Annotated in this window: 17 protein-coding genes; 11 read left to right on the top strand and 6 right to left on the bottom strand. The window is 51.5% G+C overall.

What is annotated here, in order from left to right; genetic code table 11:
- Nucleotides 1-5 precede the first annotated feature (5 nt).
- From RN22_RS15120 to hemB, 7 genes are all read left to right on the top strand, one after another.
- Nucleotides 6-629 (top strand): SCP2 domain-containing protein, encoded by a 624-nt coding sequence (locus RN22_RS15120; RefSeq protein WP_046305559.1) that lies wholly within the window; start codon nucleotides 6-8, stop codon nucleotides 627-629.
- The gene (gene ubiB, locus RN22_RS15115) at nucleotides 626-2,260 is read left to right on the top strand and encodes a ubiquinone biosynthesis regulatory protein kinase UbiB (RefSeq protein WP_046305558.1); all 1,635 of its coding nucleotides are present in this window, start codon (nucleotides 626-628) and stop codon (nucleotides 2,258-2,260) included. Before RN22_RS15120 ends, ubiB begins: the two co-directional genes overlap by 4 nt.
- A gap of 83 nt (nucleotides 2,261-2,343) precedes the next feature.
- The gene (gene tatA, locus RN22_RS15110; protein ID WP_002541584.1) at nucleotides 2,344-2,577 is read left to right on the top strand and encodes a Sec-independent protein translocase subunit TatA; all 234 of its coding nucleotides are present in this window, start codon (nucleotides 2,344-2,346) and stop codon (nucleotides 2,575-2,577) included.
- A gap of 3 nt (nucleotides 2,578-2,580) precedes the next feature.
- Nucleotides 2,581-2,943 (top strand): Sec-independent protein translocase protein TatB, encoded by a 363-nt coding sequence (gene tatB, locus RN22_RS15105; protein WP_002541582.1) that lies wholly within the window; start codon nucleotides 2,581-2,583, stop codon nucleotides 2,941-2,943.
- Nucleotides 2,944-2,978: 35 nt separating this feature from the next.
- Nucleotides 2,979-3,740 carry a Sec-independent protein translocase subunit TatC gene (gene tatC / locus RN22_RS15100; protein WP_002541581.1) on the top strand — a complete coding sequence of 254 codons (762 nt, stop codon included), beginning with the start codon at nucleotides 2,979-2,981 and terminating at the stop codon, nucleotides 3,738-3,740.
- Nucleotides 3,741-3,818: 78 nt separating this feature from the next.
- Entirely contained in the window at nucleotides 3,819-4,598 is a 780-nt protein-coding gene (gene tatD, locus RN22_RS15095; protein ID WP_046305557.1) for a 3'-5' ssDNA/RNA exonuclease TatD, read from the top strand.
- A gap of 48 nt (nucleotides 4,599-4,646) precedes the next feature.
- Entirely contained in the window at nucleotides 4,647-5,702 is a 1,056-nt protein-coding gene (gene hemB / locus RN22_RS15090) for a porphobilinogen synthase (protein WP_002541579.1), read from the top strand.
- 68 nt (nucleotides 5,703-5,770) lie between these two features.
- Here the strand turns inward: hemB and asnC are convergent, their stop codons facing one another.
- Complete coding sequence (gene asnC / locus RN22_RS15085; RefSeq protein ID WP_002541578.1) at nucleotides 5,771-6,232, bottom strand: transcriptional regulator AsnC; 462 nt, start codon at nucleotides 6,230-6,232, stop codon at nucleotides 5,771-5,773.
- Between the two features lie 120 nt (nucleotides 6,233-6,352).
- Between asnC and RN22_RS15080 the strand changes: the two genes are divergently transcribed.
- Together RN22_RS15080 and RN22_RS15075 are read left to right on the top strand one after the other, a co-directional pair.
- Nucleotides 6,353-9,502, top strand: a complete 3,150-nt coding sequence (locus RN22_RS15080) for an EAL domain-containing protein (protein ID WP_046305556.1) — start codon at nucleotides 6,353-6,355, stop codon at nucleotides 9,500-9,502.
- Between the two features lie 87 nt (nucleotides 9,503-9,589).
- Nucleotides 9,590-10,360, top strand: coding sequence for a class I SAM-dependent methyltransferase (locus RN22_RS15075; RefSeq protein WP_046305555.1), 771 nt, complete (start codon nucleotides 9,590-9,592; stop codon nucleotides 10,358-10,360).
- A 462-nt stretch (nucleotides 10,361-10,822) separates the two neighbouring features.
- Here the strand turns inward: RN22_RS15075 and RN22_RS15070 are convergent, their stop codons facing one another.
- The 4 genes from RN22_RS15070 to hemC are packed head-to-tail and all read right to left on the bottom strand — an operon-like array spanning nucleotide 10,823 to nucleotide 14,913.
- Nucleotides 10,823-12,010 (bottom strand): heme biosynthesis HemY N-terminal domain-containing protein, encoded by a 1,188-nt coding sequence (locus tag RN22_RS15070; protein WP_046305554.1) that lies wholly within the window; start codon nucleotides 12,008-12,010, stop codon nucleotides 10,823-10,825.
- On the bottom strand, nucleotides 12,007-13,224 hold the full coding sequence (locus RN22_RS15065) for a uroporphyrinogen-III C-methyltransferase (protein WP_046305553.1): 1,218 nt from the start codon (nucleotides 13,222-13,224) through the stop codon (nucleotides 12,007-12,009). Before RN22_RS15065 ends, RN22_RS15070 begins: the two co-directional genes overlap by 4 nt.
- Complete coding sequence (locus tag RN22_RS15060; protein ID WP_046305552.1) at nucleotides 13,208-13,981, bottom strand: uroporphyrinogen-III synthase; 774 nt, start codon at nucleotides 13,979-13,981, stop codon at nucleotides 13,208-13,210. Before RN22_RS15060 ends, RN22_RS15065 begins: the two co-directional genes overlap by 17 nt.
- Nucleotides 13,978-14,913: a hydroxymethylbilane synthase gene (gene hemC, locus RN22_RS15055; RefSeq protein ID WP_046305551.1), complete on the bottom strand. Its 936-nt coding sequence runs from the start codon at nucleotides 14,911-14,913 to the stop codon at nucleotides 13,978-13,980. The genes RN22_RS15060 and hemC overlap by 4 nt, the downstream gene beginning before the upstream one ends.
- A gap of 379 nt (nucleotides 14,914-15,292) precedes the next feature.
- Between hemC and RN22_RS15050 the strand changes: the two genes are divergently transcribed.
- Complete coding sequence (locus tag RN22_RS15050; RefSeq protein ID WP_046305550.1) at nucleotides 15,293-17,854, top strand: class I adenylate cyclase; 2,562 nt, start codon at nucleotides 15,293-15,295, stop codon at nucleotides 17,852-17,854.
- Nucleotides 17,855-17,931: 77 nt separating this feature from the next.
- Here RN22_RS15050 and cyaY read toward each other — a convergent pair whose 3' ends face one another.
- Entirely contained in the window at nucleotides 17,932-18,243 is a 312-nt protein-coding gene (gene cyaY / locus RN22_RS15045) for an iron donor protein CyaY (protein ID WP_046305549.1), read from the bottom strand.
- A gap of 74 nt (nucleotides 18,244-18,317) precedes the next feature.
- Between cyaY and RN22_RS24720 the strand changes: the two genes are divergently transcribed.
- Nucleotides 18,318-18,479: a lipoprotein gene (locus tag RN22_RS24720; RefSeq protein WP_082111419.1), complete on the top strand. Its 162-nt coding sequence runs from the start codon at nucleotides 18,318-18,320 to the stop codon at nucleotides 18,477-18,479.
- The last annotated feature ends 12 nt before the right edge of the window (nucleotides 18,480-18,491 follow it).

Genomic DNA, 18,491 nt, shown 5'->3' with positions numbered 1-18,491 from the left:
CGGGAATGCCATTAGACCCATTAGTCACCGCCGTTGTTGAGACCAGCTTAAACACCCTGCTCAAGCAGGATGTAGAGAGCCAACGCCGGCTGGCGAGGCTCAAAGGCAAAGTCTTGCGTGTGCGCCTGACAGATATCAACAAGCAGTTGGTGTTTGTGTTCAGTCAGCAAATCGATGTACTGGCGGATTTTGAAGGTGACGCAGATTGCGACTTGGCGTTGGCCATTTCCGTTGCCCCGCAGCTGAAAGACAAAGCCAACCTGACCAAACTCATCAAAGAAGACAAATTGCATCTGGACGGTGATATTGATGTCGCCCAGCAGTTTTCCAATCTTCTGAATGGCCTTAACCCGGATATCGCAGAGTGGCTCTCACATTACACAGGAGATGTGGTCGCACACACCCTGGTTCGTGGTGCCCAGCAAGGGCTGGCATTTCTCAAGCAGATGACCGAGCGTAACCAACGTTATGTCGGTGAACTGGTGGTCGAAGAATGGCGACTGGCGCCGGGTGCGCTGGAAGTGGCCTACTTTGCCGATCAAGTCGATGATGTTCAGAGTCAGGCTTCCCGTCTGTCAGCCCGACTTGAAGCGTTCGAAAAGCAATTGGCTGAGGTGGAGAGCGCATGACACCCAGCGAAATCCGCCGCCTCTACAAAATTACCCAAGTCCAGCTCAGTTACGGGCTGGATGAGCTGTTACCGGACCAGCCGATAACCCGTGGCCCGCAATTGATGCGAAAAATGCTGTTCTGGATGAAGAATCAACATCCTGACAAGCAACTCGGTGAGCGCTTGCGTTTGGCGCTTCAAGAGTTGGGCCCTGTGTGGATCAAGTTCGGCCAGATGATGTCGACCCGCCGAGACCTTTTTCCTCCTGCGATTGCTGACCAGCTTGCTTTGCTGCAAGACCAGGTTGAACCATTTGACGGCAAGCTTGCCAAAGCGCAAATGGAAAAAGCCCTTGGGGGGCCGCTGGAAAACTGGTTTGATGATTTCAGTGAAACCCCGCTGGCGTCCGCCTCGATTGCACAGGTTCATACCGCGACCTTGAAAGAAAACGGCCGCGAAGTCGTGCTCAAGGTGATCCGCCCTGACATCCTTCCTGTCATTCAGGCTGACATCAAACTCATGTACCGCATGGCGCGGATGGTCGCGCGTTTCCTCCCGGAAGCTAGACGCTTAAAGCCGGTGGAAGTGGTCCGTGAGTATGAAAAGACCTTGCTCGACGAGCTGGACTTGATGCGTGAAGCGGCCAATGCGATTCAGCTTCGCCGCAACTTTGAAAACGACCATATTCTCTATGTGCCGGAAGTGTTCAGCGATTACTGCCGCTCGAGCCTGATGGTGTCTGAGCGCATCTATGGCATTCAGGTGTCTGATATCGAAGGGCTGAAAGCCAACGGCACTGATCTCAAGCTCCTGGCTGAGCGCGGCGTACAGGTCTTTTTCACCCAGGTATTCCGCGACAGTTTCTTCCACGCAGACATGCACCCGGGCAATGTGTTCGTTTCCTATGAGCACCCGGAAGACCCGCAGTGGATTGGGCTGGATTGCGGCATTGTTGGCACGCTGAACCGTGAAGATAAGCGTTATCTAGCAGAAAACTTTCTGGCTTTCTTCAACCGTGACTATCGCAAAGTGGCCGAACTGCACGTCGATTCAGGCTGGGTGCCGCATGATACCAATGTCGATGAGTTCGAATTTGCTATCCGTACCGTGTGTGAGCCAATTTTCGAAAAGCCATTGTGCGATATTTCATTTGGGCATGTGCTGCTGAACCTGTTTAACACTGCGCGCCGCTTCAACATGGAAGTGCAACCTCAGTTGGTTTTACTGCAAAAAACACTGCTTTATGTGGAAGGGTTGGGTCGCCAGCTTTATCCGCAGCTGGATTTGTGGGATACCGCCAAGCCGTTCCTTGAGGATTGGATGTCACGTCAGGTCGGCCCTCAGGCTGTGATCAACGCCATCAAAGAAAGAGCGCCGTTCTGGGCGGAGAAACTGCCCGAGCTGCCAGAGCTGGTTTACGACAGCCTCAAGCAAGGCCGTCAGGTTAACCAACGAATGGATGCCATGTACCGCGACTTTATGGTGGCGCGTAAGCAGCAAAACCGAGCCCGTTTCCTGATGGGCGTTGGCGCTACGCTGCTGGTGACTTCTGCCATACTGTATAGCAATCAGGTAGAACTTTTACCTCAGTTGACCGGCGGCACAGCGCTGTTTAGCTGGTTATTTGCATGGCGCGCATTTAATAAGTGAAATTAAAGAAATAAGTTGTAACATTGAGGGGATAAACTCCGGTTACTTTTTTATTCACCACATAACGCAGAGGTAACACTAGCATGGGTGGTATTAGTATTTGGCAACTGCTGATCGTAGCAGTCATCGTTATTCTTCTGTTCGGAACCAAAAAGCTGCGTAACATCGGTGGCGACTTGGGTTCGGCGGTAAAAGGCTTCAAGAAAGCCATGTCTGATGAAGACAAAAAAGATGCTGATTTCGGCCAGGAAAAACTGGAAGAGAAAGGCAGCAACACAGCTCAAAAAAGCGAAGCGAAAGACAAAGAGCAGGCATAATCCGTGTTTGATATCGGTTTTTGGGAGCTGATCCTGATCGCCGTTGTCGGTCTGGTGGTGCTCGGCCCCGAACGTTTACCTGTGGCCATCCGCAATGTGTCCCGATGGGTGGGTGCGGCGCGTAGAATGGCAGGCTCCGTGAGAGATGAGCTCGAACAAGAGCTGAAAATCCAGGAGCTTCAGGAGAACCTGAAAAAAGCCGAGCAGATGGGTATGCAAAACCTGTCACCAGATCTGCAACAGTCTGTAGATGAGCTAAAAAAAGCAGCGGAAGATGTTCAGCGCCCTTACGCCCCGAAAAGCGAAAGTGAGCCTGCTGCAGACGCTGCCAATGCTTCCAGCCCAACCAAGGATAAAACCGAGTAAGGTTTTATCCGGGCTTCAGTTTTTGTCGAGAAACTATGTCATCTGTTGAAGATACCCAACCGCTCATCAGCCATCTTACCGAGCTGAGAGATCGTCTGCTGCGTGCATTGCTGGCTGTGCTGGTGGTGTTCTTGGCGCTGGTTTACTTTGCCAACGACATTTACACCTTCATTTCCGAGCCACTGGTTTCCCAGTTGCCGGAAGGTACCAGCATGATTGCGACGGATGTGGCCTCGCCCTTCTTCACGCCTATCAAGTTGACCTTAGTGGTGTCGGTGTTTGTTGCAGTGCCGATGATCCTCTATCAGGTTTGGGCATTTATTGCCCCGGGTCTGTACAAACATGAAAAGCGCCTGATATTCCCACTGTTAGCCTCCAGTTCACTGCTGTTTTACTGCGGTGTGGCATTTGCTTACTTTGTGGTTTTCCCGCTGGTGTTTGGCTTTTTTACCTCGATTGCCCCGGTAGATGTTCAGATAGCCACAGACATTGCCAGCTATCTGGATTTCATTCTGGCGCTGTTTATGGCCTTCGGCTTGGCGTTTGAGATCCCGGTAGCGATTTTGCTGCTGACCTGGACGGGTGCGGTAGAGCCTGATGATCTGCGCAAGAAGCGCCCATACATAGTCGTCGCGGCGTTTGTGGTCGGTATGCTGCTGACACCACCAGACATCATTTCACAGACGCTTCTGGCTATCCCTATGTGTCTGCTGTTTGAAGTCGGCCTGTTCTTCTCCCGCTTCTACAAACCGCGCGGCGAAGAAAACGAAGAGAATGAAGAGCAAAGCCAGGGTTAATCCTGAGCGTGTGCTGAACCAGAAAGCCAGTGATACACTGGCTTTTTTCTTATTCAGATCAAATGAAAAGGATTGAGCGTGATTGATATTGGGGTGAATCTCACCAGCAGCCAGTTCGACAAAGACAGAGAAGACGTCGTGTCGCGCGCTAAAGAAGCCGGTATCAGTGCCATGGTGCTGACAGGGACGGATCTGGAATCCAGTCCAGAGGCTGCCGCTATGGCCGCATCTCTGCCGGGTTTTGCGTTTTCCACCGCCGGCGTTCATCCCCATGATGCCAAAACTGTGGACGATTTGACGCTGCCGTCTATCCGCGCTTTAGCCAATCAGCCTCAGGTTGTTGCCATTGGTGAATGTGGGCTCGACTTTAACCGCGACTTTTCACCAAGGCCGCAGCAAGAAGCGGTGTTTGAAGCGCATCTTAAACTCGCCGTTGAACTCAACTTGCCTGTGTTTCTTCATTGCCGTGACGCCCATGAGCGCTTTATGGCCATTCTGACGCCTTACCTCGATAAATTGCCGGGCGCCGTGTTGCACTGCTTTACGGGCTCTGAGGAGGAGCTGAAAGCGTGCTTGGAGGCTGGGCTTTATATCGGCATTACCGGCTGGGTGTGTGATGAAAGGCGCGGTGAAGCCTTGCGTGCTATTGTGCCACTTATCCCTGATGACAAGCTGATGATTGAAACCGATGCTCCGTATCTTTTGCCACGGGATCTCAAGCCAAAACCCAAATCCCGTCGCAATGAACCCTGCTATTTGCCTCATATTGCATCAGAAATTGCTGCATTACGTCAGCAGGACACTGAGCAGTTGATCACACAAACCACCCTCAACACCCGTCGATTCTTTGGACTGTAACCGCTATGATGCTGTCAAAGCTCAAGCACTTGGATTAAGGAGGATACCGTGACCGTATCCATTCAGGGCGCGTTTCCGGCCCGTCGTATGCGCCGTCTGCGCAAACATGATTTCAGCCGCCGCCTGATGGCGGAAAACCAGCTTTCCGCCAGCGATCTGATTTACCCGATGTTCATTCTGATGGGGAAAAACCGTCGTGAAGCGATAGAGTCAATGCCGGGCATTGAGCGTTTGTCCATCGATCTCATGCTGTACGAAGCAGAATATCTGGCGAAGCTGGGCGTACCTGCGATTGCCTTGTTCCCTGTTGTACCGAAAGAATTTAAATCAGCCACTGCTGACGAGGCACATAACCCGGAAGGTCTGGTGCAGCGCGCCGTGCGTTTGCTGAAAGAGCACGTACCACAAATGGGCGTGATCACTGATGTCGCACTCGACCCATACACTTTGTCGGGCCAGGACGGTCTGACCGACGAAGACGGTTACGTGTTGAATGACGAAACTACTCAGGTGCTTATCCAGCAGGCCTTGTCCCATGCGGAAGCTGGCGCAGATATCGTGGCACCGTCAGATATGATGGACGGCCGAATCGGTGCTATCCGTGAAGCGCTGGAAGAGGCGGGTTACATTCACACCCAAATCATGGCGTACTCGGCGAAGTATGCGTCGGCATACTATGGCCCGTTCCGTGATGCGGTCGGCTCAGCTGCTAACCTCAAAGGTGGCGACAAGAAAACCTATCAGATGGATCCGGCTAACAGCGATGAAGCCATCCATGAAGTAGCTATGGACGTGAATGAAGGTGCGGACATGGTGATGGTCAAGCCAGGTATGCCTTACCTTGACGTGGTTCGCCGCGTGAAGACGGAGCTTAAGGTACCGACGTTTGCGTACCAGGTTTCCGGTGAGTACGCGATGCACAAAGCGGCTTCGATGAATGGTTGGCTCGACGAGCGTAAAACCGTGATGGAATCGCTGATGTGTTTTAAGCGTGCTGGCGCAGACGGCATCCTGACGTACTTTGCCAAAGACGTAGCACGTTGGCTGGCCGAAGAGCAGCAGATGGAAATTCCTGATCTGCCTAATCAGGAAGAGGCTGAATAAGCCTGCCTCCAATGAAAAAATGCCAGCGACTTGCTGGCATTTTTGTCTCTGGACGATGGAGTTTTTCATTAAGGCGCGACATTTCGCTTAATGGGGTTTTGCAGGGAAATCAGGGTTTCTGTTGATTGCACCTCATCAATCGCCTGAAGCTTATCAATCAGCACGTATTGTAGCTCTTCAATCGAGCGGCACATCAGTTTGACGAAGATGTTATAGGCGCCCGTGGTGTAATAGGCTTCTACCACTTCATCAAGTTGTTGAAGCTTTTCCAGCGCCGAGTGGTAGTCCCGTGCAGCATAGAGGTTGATGCCGATAAAACAGCACACATCGTAGCCGAGCGCTTTGGTGTTCACCAAAACTTCGGTGCCGGTGATGATGCCTGCCGATTTCATTTTTTCAACCCGCACGTGCACTGTGGCCGGGCTGACAGAAAAACGTTTCCCCATCTCCGCATAGGGCACTTTGGCATCCGCCATCAGGGTTCGCAGAATTTGGCGATCTAAATCATCTAATTTTGCAATTTCATTCATAGCGATTCACTAAACTCCATGTTACCCGCAGTTTCCGTGCATGAAACTTGACCAATTGATAGCCTTCCCAATACCGTGTGGTACAACTGATACAGAATTAAGACAGCTCAACTTCATTCTATGCGCCAAATATTTAAGTGGCTTTTTGTTACTGTTCTCTTTCTTCAAAGCGGCGCAGCACTAGCAGCCTATCAGGTTCTCGCCATTCATTCCTACCATCCGGACTTTTTCTGGACGGAATCCATTGTACGTGGAATCGAGAAGGGTGTTGAAGGGCAGGACATTGTTGTTGAGCATACCTATCTTGATACCAAGAGAATCCAATCCCCTGATTATCATGAAGAGCTGAAACGTCTCTATCTGACTCGCCTTGAAGAGCATCAATACGATGCAGTGCTGACCACAGACAATGCCGCGCTCTGGCTAGTCAACGAACTTGCTGAAGAAATTGGCAATGTGCCTGTGGTGTTTTCCGGTTTGAACAGTGCCAGTCTCGAGCCGTATCAGAACATTAATATGCTCGGTGGGGTTGAAGAATTGATTAACGTGCCGGCCAACGTTTCGTTGATCAAAAACCTTCACCCTGACACTGAACGTGTTTGGCTCGCACTGGATGATGCTTATTCCAGCCGCCAGTACTGGCAGGCTATCTCACGTCAGTTGGATGGCGCTCAGGATATGGGAGTGGAGATTCGCCGCATGCACAAAGTGAGCTTTGAGCAGCTGGTTGAGCAGAGCGCCACGCTGGAAGAGGGCGATGTGATTCTGTTTGTCTCCTTCTTCAAAGATGCCAATGGCGACTTTATGGAGCATGGCGATTTGCTCACTAAGGTCACGCAAGCGACCACGGTGCCGGTTTACGGCGCGAACAGTTTTATGCTGCCTTACGGCATTGTCGGCGGCATCATGGTTGATGGCGAACACCATGGAAAGGTACAGGCAGGCTTGCTGATTGAAGCGCTAAACAGTGGTGAAATGCCAAAGATTATTTCTGACGCCAATCAGCTTATCTTTGAATACGATGTCGCCAAAAAGCGTCATATCGACATAAGACAGTTTCCTCAAGCCACCATCAACAACCAGCCTCCATCTTTCTGGCAAGCCAACCGAGATGCAGTGCTAAGTAGCCTCGCCATCATGTTTATTGCCATGGTGATCATTGGCATTCTCACCAAGCATATGAACCGTCAGAAACAGGGTGAGCGGGCGCTGGCGCAAAGCCGGGCACTGTTCAAAGGTGTGTTTGATCAAAGTCACCAATACATTGCGTTGTTGGATTATCAGGGACGTGTTATTTCCGCCAACGGCGCATTCCAGCGTTTGTTTCCCGAGTTTGGCAACCGAGGCTTTTTGCCACTGTGGCGCTGGTCAGAATGGCTCAGCGCTGACAGGCTAAAACTTCACCTTGAATCCTTGATTGAAGGACAGGCGAGCCGTTTTGAAGTTTGTCTTTTGTCCGAGCAGCAAAACGAAGTGATTCTGGACGTGGCGCTCAAAGCCTTGCCGGATCACAGCCATGCAGACGCACAAATTCTGTTTGAAGCCCGTGATATCAGCCAGCGAAAACTGGCAGAGCAAAAGCTTCAGCGCAGTGAGGTGGAATACCGCATGCTCTATGAACAGCAGCCTGTAATGCTGCTGACCATTGATCAGCAATCGCGTATTCAATCCGTGAACCAGTGCACCACTGAGTGGCTGGGCTTTTCTAAACGCCATATGCTCGGACATAAAGTGACAGACTTTTATGCCGACGGCAGCCTACCGCCGAGAAGCCTTTTAAACGGGAAAGATCGGGAGCGGTTCGGGATCCGTCGCCGTGAGATCCGCTACCGCACCAGTGATGGCAAAGAGCGTTGGATTCGTGAAAGCATCCGCTCGACTCAGGTGCAATCCCAACTTTTATTAGTAGGAGAGGACATCACGGAAAACCGCCGAATGGAGCAACAGCTTCGTTATCAGGCGCAACATGATTTCCTGACCGGTTTGCTGAACCGTAACTATTTTGAAGCCAGATTGGTTGATGTACTGGGCACTTTGACTGAAAACGGTGCCACGCACGCCATGTTCTACATTGACCTGGACCAGTTCCGCGTGATTAACGACACCGTGGGTCATGAAGCGGGTGATGAAGCGCTCAAACAAACGGCGCAGGTTCTGCGTGAGTTGCTGCCTATTGGTGCGACGTTGGCACGTCTTGGTGGTGATGAGTTTGCGGTGATTTGTTATGACTGCAATGAGCAGGATGCTTTGGATCAGGGCAGGAAAATTCTCGATACGCTGAGTGAGCTTGATTTCTATTGGAAGAATACTCGTCTTGCGCTGGGATGTTCTGTTGGCATCCGTATGCTGGATAAAACCGCTGGCACACCTCAGCAGGTGCATGCTCAGGCTGATACAGCCTGTTATGCCGCCAAGCATGATGGCCGCAGCCGGGTTCACCTCTACCGTCCAGATGATCAGGAGCTGCGCCGTCATGAGCGGGAAATGTCCTTTGTCAGCAAAATTCATGCGGCACTGGCGGAAGACCGATTTGAAGTTTACGCCCAGCCGATTGTCAGCGTGACGTCCCGCCTGAAAGAAAAACTCTATTTCGAAGTCTTGGTGCGGATGCGCGACACCAAAGGGGAGAACGTGGCGCCGGGGCAATTCATTCCTGCTGCTGAGCGCTACAACATGGCGCATTTGATTGATAAGCGGGTGATTGAGAAAACCTTGGGGTGGTTTGAGCGTTACCCTGAATATGTCGATTCTGTGGGTATGGTATCGATTAACCTTTCCGGCCGCTCCATGAGTGATGAAGGTTTTATCCAGTTCCTGATTGAAGCGCTCAAAACCAGCACCATTCCAAGTACATCAATCAGTCTGGAAATCACCGAAACGGCGGCTATCGGTAACCTCAGTGATGCGATTGAGTTGTTCAAAAAGCTTAAACAGCTGGGCTGCACCATTGCATTGGATGATTTTGGCTCTGGGCTTTCATCATTTGGTTATCTCAAGCGCCTACCTGTCGATATCATCAAGATTGATGGCCAGTTCGTGCGGGATATCGCCGAGGATGAAACTGACTATGTGATGGTGCGGGCGATTCACCAATTGGCGACCCAGATGGGCAAGAAAACCGTGGCAGAGTTTGTGGAAAACGACGCCATTCTGATGCGTCTACGTTCCCTCGGTGTGGATTATGCCCAAGGTTATTATTTCAGTGTGCCGAAGCCGATGGAGCAGCTTATCCTCGAAGCAGCGGCCGATGAAAAAGAAGCGGCGCTCTAGCAAGGTGCCGCGCCCAGCCTTCTATTTCTCCTCAAACCTCATCCTTTCGTTATATACTCACGGCGAATATTACGCCGGAGAACCCAGGTGCAGATAGCTTTAACCTGTGAAGCGCCAGAACGCGCTGACATCCTTAATGAGATTGCCAACCGTTGGGGACTGACCCACGATGAGAACGCCCTGTTTGCGTTGGTACTGACCGAAAATCAATTGGAGCTTAGAAAGCTGGACGAGCCAAAGCTCGGTGCGGTTTTCGTCGATTTGGTCGGCGGTGCTGTTGGTCATCGCCGTAAATTCGGGGGCGGTAAAGGGCAGTCGATTGCCAAAGCAGTCGGACTCAACAAAGGCGCGACGCCAACGGTGTTGGATGCGACTGCAGGATTAGGGCGCGATGCTTTTGTGCTGGCTTCTCTTGGTTGTAAGGTACAGATGGTTGAACGTCATCCTGTGGTTGCGGCATTGCTGGATGATGGCCTTGCCCGTGCCAAAGTGGATCCGGAAATCGGCGGTTGGGTGAGTGAACGCATGTCGCTTCTGCATGCATCAAGTCATGATGCGCTGGTGAAGCTTGTTGATGACGAACATCTGGAACGCCCGGATGTGGTGTATCTCGATCCTATGTACCCGCATAAGAAAAAGTCAGCATTGGTGAAAAAAGAGATGCGTGTTTTCCAGTCGCTGGTAGGCGCAGATGACGACGCAGATGGTCTGTATGAGCCGGCTTATACACTGGCGACCAAGCGTGTGGTGGTTAAGCGTCCGGATTATGCCGAGTTTCTGGCTGGCAAAACGCCGTCTACTCAAATTGAAACCAAGAAGAACCGATTTGACGTCTATGTGAAAGCAGCGATGCGATAGTCCCTATCACCAAAGGTCAACAGGCCCAGATTCCTCTCCGCCAGAAACCAAAACGCCTCCGAAGCGGAGGCGTGGGGTGCAAAGGGTCGGATTACTCCATACCTTTAACAAGCAGAACTGTCAGCAGACCAGTAACAACTGAAACCAACAGGCCTGACACCAGGATCCAAGGTAACATATCCATGATGGGCGGGCTCACTTTCAAAAGGGATTGGCAAAGCCGATGCCATTTGTTGATCACTCTGGCTGATGAAAGCCTACGAATTGATTAACAACTGAAACCGGCAAAATATAATTTGTTACGCCCCTATTTGATAACAGCTACTTTGTCTTAACAATGGCTGGTAAATAGCAGTTAATCATTATTAACAGCTTGAAACAACTTGGGTTGTTTTTGAGTCTGAGTACGAAAATCGTGAATAAAAAAACGCCCTTTTGGGCGTTTTTTGTGCGCGAAATGTTTCACTCTTTGTGAGGTAGCGCAAGCTTGAGGGCTTCGCGGGAAAGGCTGTTGGCGGCGCCGGATTCGTTAAGTTTCTCTAACGTATCCACCAGCCAAGCATAATCGGTCACATCAGGGCGAATTTCTAACGCTTTTTCAAAGTGCGTGCGAGCCTCTGTCCATTTCCCTTCACGGAAGTAGAGCTGACCCAATGCGCTGTGTGTCACCGGGTTATTCTCGTTGTAGCGCAGCAGATCCTGAAGTTTGAGAATAGCCGGATGGTAATCAGGCAGTTTCAGTTCAGGCACCAGAGAGATCAGGTTTTCATCCGGATGCTTTTTCAGGTTTTCACGCAGAATGATGTAAGCCTCTGAATCGGCATGACGTGAAATCAGTTGTTTGACCAAGCAAGCGATAAGCTTAGGTTGTTGGCGTGCTGCGCGGCTTAGGCTGTTCCAGTGCGCCAGAAGGCCGTCGCTGCCTTTCTGGGTTGCGATATGCGCCATCAGGCCACACTCAGCTTTCAGCTCCAGCTTTTCAGCTTCGCTGTCTGTCACGGCTTTCACACGTTTCAGCGATGGCATCAAACGCAGCAGCGCCTGCCAGTCCTGAAGCTGCAGGTAGGTGTCTTTCAGTAAGTTCAGCAGAATCGGGTTACGCGGATTGGCATCGACCAGCCCTTGAAGGCTCGCGAGCGCTTCTTCATATTGGCCTTGACGGAACTGCAGCTTGGCGCGGGTCAGTGAGGTTGCCAGACGATCAGTCCCAAAATCCGCCGCCTGCTGCAGGTAACGGTCACGGCTGTCCACGTCGCCACGGCCTTGCGCTGCTTCTGCTGCTGCCAGGTAGTTCAATAAAGGGGCATCGCTGTGGGCAGCCCCTTTCATCACCAGTTTCTCGGACTGTTTCCAGTCACCTTCCAGCAGTTTCAGCAAGCCATCGTTGGTCAGCGCGCGTGCTTTCTTACTCTTACGGCCGGAAAACCAGCCGCGGGTTGAACTTGAAAGCGAGAAGATTTTGCGAATGAGCCATTCAAGGATGAACAGTGCAGCAAAAGCGAATACCACCAGAATGATGAGCGTGGATACACTCATCTCGATGGTTTGGTTAGCTGCGGAAATCAGCACGTAACCTTGATTACCCGCCAAATCCGGCCCGACAATCAGGCCTGCAATCAGCGCGATAACCAGCAGGAGAATTTTAATCATTGGTTATTCTCCCCGGTTTGCAGCGGCGCTAAATCGCGGCGAAGACGGTCAGCCAGCATGTCACTAATCAGCGCTTGGCTCTCCAGTGCCTCAGGGTAGCTGACTTCAATAGTCTGCTGGCTGAGGTTGGTCAGGGTCGCAATGAAGCTCTTGGTGATATCAGCATCCTGATTGTAGAAACGCTCTGCCCAGTCTTTCGCGGTTTTCAGTGACTCGGCATACAAGCGGCCATTCTCGCGGTATACCGAGGTCACGGCCTGATCCAGCTTCGCCTTGAGGTTTTCCTGCAGATAGAAAGTTTGCGCCGGGGTGAGCAGCGGTACCACGTCGCCTTCACGTTTGCGGTAGGTGATGAACTGACCGACGAAATCACTTAAAGAGGCTTTCAGGTTTTGCTGCCAGTCGTCGACATTGCCAGAGACCTGCTGCGGTGCGACTTCTTCCGCTTCTGGCATGATGGCATTGGCCAGCGGCAGTTTGTCGACTTCCTGTTGAAGCGAGTTCAGGCGAAGCACGATACCGTCGCGGTCTATGCGCTTCACTGCTTTCAATTGCTGGATGTCTTTTGCCATTGCCTGACGGATTGGAGTCAGCGACGGGTCATTAAGCTCAGCAATGCGTTGATCGGCATTTTGCATCAGTGTGGTGGCTGTCAGTACATCGTGTTCCAGCCAAAGCTTACGTGCGGCCTGATTCACTAGGTAATCCGCTTCCGCTAACAGCCAGTCATTGGGACGACGGCCTTTCACATCAGCCAGCGCTGATTGTAGGCTCTGAATGGTGGTGTCCTGCTGTTCAATCAGCACTTGAGTATCCTGCACGGCTTTTTTCACCGCTTCCTGGCTTTGCTTTTCGCTGTCAGCCAGCGCCGATTTCAGTGAGCTAATTTCATCCGTTAATGCAGAGATGTTGGCTGTGAGCTGTTGGCTTTGCTGGTGGCCGTGGTAGTAAAGGCCACCGCCGAGGGCAATCACCAACACAATGGCAACCACAGAAAGTTTGTTACCCCCTTTTTTCTCTTGGTTGGCTGGGGGCGGCGTTGCAGCGTTTTTGTCACTGGCCGGCGTATCAGCAGGCGTAGACTTGGCAGCGGATTTGTCGGTCGCAGAAGGCTTACCGCTTTGCTTGGAAGACGATGGCGTTTCCTTGCCGGTAGGGGATGCTGGCGCCGACGTGTCTTTATCCGTGCCTGAAGTCTTATTGTTGTCTGTCATCCGAATGTCCCGAGTTAATCATCTCGTTTAACGCGTGAAACAGGGCGTGATTGGAGGCGCTGTTTACGCAGCTGATTGCATTAAAACCAAGGCCAATTGCTTGATTGTAAATCCGTTTGCTAGGCACCAGTATATGGCATTCTCGTAACCATTGCTGGTCACACTCTGAGATTGTCTGACACAAAAGCGAAAGTTGTTCGCCACTGGTGATGACCAAGGTGTCGACATTTTCCGCCCGCCATTGCATAGCCAGTGATGATAAGGATTCACTGGTCCAATGTCGTTGATAGGCTTCAAAATAGCGAACCTTGGCGCCGTGATTTGTCAGGGTATCGCCCAAAAGTGCCCGTCCGCCGTTGCCACGCAAGATCACGACCTGAAGACTTTCCGGCTTCTCGAAAACTGATAAGGACACCATGCCTTCGCTGTCTTCTGTCGGCGGCTGAATCGCATCTACACCGCTTTTGGCTTTCCAGACTTGCGCTGTTTTTTCTCCGACTGCGACATAATGCAGATCGTCACGCCAGCTGGCGTTTTCGTCCTGAAGTTGTTGATGGGCGTATTCAATTGCACGGGGACTCACCGCCACGACAACGCTGTGCGGGGGGAGTGTATTAAGGGAGTGAGTCAGAGAGGGAAGATCGTTTCCGGCGGAAAAAGACAATAAAGGCGCGGGAAGCGCCTTTATTCCTGATTGATTCAGGGTTTCGGCAAGTTCATAGCAGGCAGGTGCGGGGCGCACCACCAGTACTGTCATACTTCGTCCTGATACAGTTTTTCCAGAATTACGCGCGCACCATCTTCAAGCAGCTGTTCAGCGAGGCCAGTACCCAGCTCTTGCGCTTTTTCAAGCGGGCCCGTCACTTCACCGCTGACGATCTTGCTGCCGTCTGGCTCGCCTACCAATGCGCGCAGGTGAATTTGGTCGCCGTGGATTTCTGCGTAGCTGCCAATCGGCACCTGACACCCGCCCATCAGACGGTTGTTCATCGCACGCTCACACAGTACGCGGTAAGTGGTGTTGGCATCGGCCAATGGTTCCAGCAGCGCACGGACGCGTTCATCATCCAGACGGCACTCAATGCCGACAGCGCCTTGGCCAACCGCTGGCAGAATTTCTTCCGGTTCGATTTCATTGCGGATACGGTCATGAAGATTCAGACGTTTCAGACCTGCCGATGCAAGAATGATGGCGTCGTATTCACCATTATCCAGTTTGCCCAAGCGGGTGCCGACGTTGCCGCGCAGATCTTTCACCACCAAATCAGGGCGCATGGCACGAACCTGACACTGGCGGCGAAGGCTTGATGTACCGACAACTGCACCTTCTGGCAGTGAATCGATACTTACATAATTGTTGGAAACAAAGGCGTCACGTGGATCTTCACGCTCACAGATTGTCACCAGCCCCAGCCCTTCAGGGAACTCTACCGGCACGTCTTTCATGGAATGGACTGCGATATCTGCACGACCATCCAGCATTGCCTGCTCCAGCTCTTTCACGAACAGTCCTTTACCGCCAACTTTGGCCAGTGGAGTGTCGAGAATGATGTCGCCTTTGGTCACCATAGGAACCAGCTCCACAACCAAACCCGGATGGGTTTCTTCCAGAGCGGCTTTAACAAATTCAGCCTGCCATAGGGCAAGTGGGCTCTGGCGGGTGGCGATGCGGATGGGTGTTGAAGTCATAGTTGCGTCCATTTGATTTGCTTACGCTAATCGTACCACCCCTTGTTATTCCTTGAGAACTTAAGGTGATAGTGGCGATAAAAAGGTGCGAATCCACGCGGCTTCGGCTATGATGATGTGATATGGATCATGTTTTTGGGGCGATTCACAGGGGTAAAACCCAACGTGGTTCACCTTATTTCGAATCAAATTTGAGATAAAGCGTTGTCTCTCTCACAGTTTTGGTCATATAGTGAGCAAAGTGAAGCAGAAATGATGAGTCATTGCTCGCTTTACGCTCCAAAGAAAAACTGTTAGATTGATCACGTTTTTATCCATGGGCGCCGAAGTCTTTTAGATTCAGCTCCCGTTACGTTGACTAGGATGTCGGCAACTTTGGATGTTTATCTTGCAAAACTATGTTGATCAGCAATTAGAGCGTCTTAATGCCTTCAACCACGTTAGGTTGGAGCGCGCACGAAGCGCTATGCACTCTCAGGCCGTTAATGTCTTTAACGTATTGCCTGCCTTGCTGCACTTTAATCATCCTGCTGTCCCTGGTTACTTAGAACGTAGCGTCGTCCATGGTATCTGCAATTTCTCCCTTTCAGACGTTCAGCAAGACTTCGTCAACGATTGCGCCCTCGCACTGAATACCCCATCACCAGTTAAGCCATTTTCCCAAGAGCACCCTATTAAAGGTTTGTTCTCGATGGGCAGTACTGCATCAATGGGTCAAAGCCTCACCAGTGACCTGGATATTTGGGTGTGTGTGCAGGATTGGGTGGCGCACGACGAACGTGACATGTTGGACGCCAAATGTTCACTTATTTCCGACTGGGCAATGTCTCAGGGTGTGGAAGTGAACTTCTTTGTGATTTGCGAGCAGCGCTTCCGCCAGAACATGGCGCAGGCGATGACCACGGAAAACTGTGGCTCTACCCAGCACTACCTGCTGCTCGATGAATTCTACCGCTCCGCCGTGCATCTCGCCGGCCAACATCTGCTTTGGTATTTGGTGCCACCGGAGATGGAAGGTTGCTACGAAGATTACGTCGGAGAGATGATTGCCAGTGGCGCGATAAAACGCGAAGACTGGGTGGACTTTGGCGGTTTGCCATCGATCCCGGCGGAAGAGTACTTCGGCTCCAGTCTCTGGCAACTGTATAAAAGTATCGATTCACCTTATAAGTCGGTACTGAAAGCGATTTTGCTTGAGGCGTACTCTTGGGAATACCCAGGTACCCAGCTTTTGAGCGTTGACGGCAAACGCCGTTTCTTCTCTGGCATGTTGGACGTTTACCAGTCTGACGCTTATTACCTAATGCTGGAGAAAGTCACCCGCTATCTAGAGCGCATCGATGACCACCGTCGTCTTGATCTTGTGCGCCGTTGTTTCTACCTCAAAACCCACGAGAAACTGACCCGCGAGCCAGGTCCTGGTTCTGTGCCATGGCGCCGTGAAGTGCTGTGTATCCTGACCCGTGAATGGGGCTGGACGCAGGAAGACATCGCGCGTCTGGACAATCGCCGTAACTGGAAAGTGGAAGAGGTTAAAGAAGCGCACAACGAGCTGCTTGAAGCTTTGATGTTGAGCTACCGAAACCTTATCCGTTTCGCGCGCCGCAATGACATCACTTCTGCAATTAGCCCTGAAGACATCAGTATTCTGGCACGTAAGCTTTATGCTGCGTTTGAGGTATTGCCGGGCAAAGTGACCCTGCTTAACCCGCAACTGTCTCCGGATTTGCACGAAGCGGACCTGAGCTTTATTCAGGTGCCGGAAGGGCGCAGTAACCCGCCGGGTTGGTATCTGTACAAGCAATCATTGAAGCCTGTCGAAATCATCGGCCGCTCGCCGCTCGAACATAACCGTTACCTGTCAAAGCTGGTGGCGTGGGCGTATTTCAATGGTCTGTTGACCGAATCCAGCCGCCTGCATTCCGTGGCACGTAACAGCAATGTCGACATCGACAAGCTTTACCAATTGGTCAGTGACCTTCGTAACACCTTCTCGGTGCGTCGTCCGCAGCCTTCTCTGCAGGCGCTGTCGAGTCCTTGTGAAGTGCGTAAGCTGGCGTTGTTTATCAACCTTGAAAACGACCCGACTACAGAGCTTAAACAGCCTGCGGTACGTTTCGATTTCAAAAACACGGATATTTTCAGCTATGGTGCTGACCAGCAGTGTTTGGTTGGCAGTGTCGATTTGGTTTACCGCAACAGCTGGAACGAAGTGCGTACCCTGAACTTCAAGGGTGAAAACGCCATTCTCGACGTGTTGAAAACTTTGCTGGGTAAAATGCATCAGGATGCCATTCCGCCAGAGTCGGTGGATGTTTTCTGTTATGCAGGCAAGATGCGTGGTTTGATTCGTAACCTGGTTTATCAACTGGTGGCAGAGTGCATCGACATGCGCCTGAAGCCGGTCGATCAGGAAAAACGCCGCCGCTTTAAAGCGATTCGTGTGGCTGATCAAACCTTTGGTTTGTTCTTCGAGCGACGCGGTGTGTCAGTGCAGAAGCTGGAAAACTCCGTCGAGTTCTACCGTTCGATTTCGACCAATAAGGTTCACGGCTCACCAGTTGTGGTATTGGACAAAGACGCTGATATCCATCCGCCTGAAGTAGTCGATGCTTACGCCAGTGAAGGCCTTATCCAGTTTTTCTTTGAAGACTGCGATGATGGGTTCCACATCTATGTACTGGATGAAAACAATCGCGTGGAAGTTTACCGCCAGTGCAGCGGTGACAAAGAAGAGATGGTACAGGGCGTAAACCGCTTTTATACCTCCTCACAGGAAACCGCCAACTTTGCCGGTAAAGGTGTGAATTTCAACCTGCCACAGTTCTACGACATCATCCATCAAGCCGATGGTCGTGCACAGGTCATCCCCTACAAGAGTGAGCGTCAGTGGCAACGTGCTGATGCGAATACTGACGCCGCCCAATACGCGTCCCGCTGATCAATCCCGATTTCAGAAAAAAGGCTGACAACACATGCTGTCAGCCTTTATTAATACACTTTAAATCAAGCAGCTTGTTACCAGTCCACACTCTCGCCAGCGTGTTTGGCGCATTCTTGCTTCACCATATCCATAAATTCCATGCCACTCTTGCTGCACAGCCATTGGCCGTCCTGGTAGCTGAAATGGAAACCGCCTGAGCGCGATGCCAACCAGATCTCTTTCATCGGTTCCTGACGGTTGATGATGATCTGGCTGCGGTCTTCAAAATCCAGTGTCAGAACATTACCATTCGTTTCGTAATCGATATCCGCGCCACTCTCGTCGATGCCGTCTTCAATCGCCATCCATTGCTCGTCAACCAGTTCATGGTATTGGCTTGTGTTCATTCTCAGTCGTCCTATTGCTTTTCAGTGCGTTGATGCGATTATAGAGGGCATTAACTTTTAGATCACTGGCAGAAATGATGCGATTAACCCTGAAACTTGCCGCACTGGCAACAGTAGCCCTGATTTCGGCATGCGGTCAGCAAGGACCTCTCTACTTTCCAGAAGATGCACCGGCGCAAAATGAGCAGGTAAATCCGGAAACGCCGCAGGATACTCAGGAATCCACTCAGCCATAAAACTTTGGACAG

Origin of the sequence: Grimontia sp. AD028 (assembly GCF_000973155.1) — a bacterium.
GTDB lineage: Bacteria > Pseudomonadota > Gammaproteobacteria > Enterobacterales > Vibrionaceae > Enterovibrio > Enterovibrio indicus.
This window is presented reverse-complemented; position numbering and strand designations above follow the sequence as displayed.

Bases quoted from the DNA above. Each gene is read 5' to 3' on its own strand.
- RN22_RS15060 (WP_046305552.1), bottom strand. From the start codon at position 13,981: ATGACAGTACTGGTGGTGCGCCCCGCACCTGCCTGCTATGAACTTGCC.
- tatC (WP_002541581.1), top strand. From the start codon at position 2,979: ATGTCATCTGTTGAAGATACCCAACCGCTCATCAGCCATCTTACCGAG.
- RN22_RS15070 (WP_046305554.1), bottom strand. From the start codon at position 12,010: ATGATTAAAATTCTCCTGCTGGTTATCGCGCTGATTGCAGGCCTGATT.
- ubiB (WP_046305558.1), top strand. From the start codon at position 626: ATGACACCCAGCGAAATCCGCCGCCTCTACAAAATTACCCAAGTCCAG.
- asnC (WP_002541578.1), bottom strand. From the start codon at position 6,232: ATGAATGAAATTGCAAAATTAGATGATTTAGATCGCCAAATTCTGCGA.
- RN22_RS15120 (WP_046305559.1), top strand. From the start codon at position 6: ATGCCATTAGACCCATTAGTCACCGCCGTTGTTGAGACCAGCTTAAAC.
- RN22_RS24720 (WP_082111419.1), top strand. From the start codon at position 18,318: ATGATGCGATTAACCCTGAAACTTGCCGCACTGGCAACAGTAGCCCTG.
- RN22_RS15080 (WP_046305556.1), top strand. From the start codon at position 6,353: ATGCGCCAAATATTTAAGTGGCTTTTTGTTACTGTTCTCTTTCTTCAA.
- cyaY (WP_046305549.1), bottom strand. From the start codon at position 18,243: ATGAACACAAGCCAATACCATGAACTGGTTGACGAGCAATGGATGGCG.
- RN22_RS15050 (WP_046305550.1), top strand. From the start codon at position 15,293: ATGTTTATCTTGCAAAACTATGTTGATCAGCAATTAGAGCGTCTTAAT.
- hemC (WP_046305551.1), bottom strand. From the start codon at position 14,913: ATGACTTCAACACCCATCCGCATCGCCACCCGCCAGAGCCCACTTGCC.
- RN22_RS15065 (WP_046305553.1), bottom strand. From the start codon at position 13,224: ATGACAGACAACAATAAGACTTCAGGCACGGATAAAGACACGTCGGCG.
- tatA (WP_002541584.1), top strand. From the start codon at position 2,344: ATGGGTGGTATTAGTATTTGGCAACTGCTGATCGTAGCAGTCATCGTT.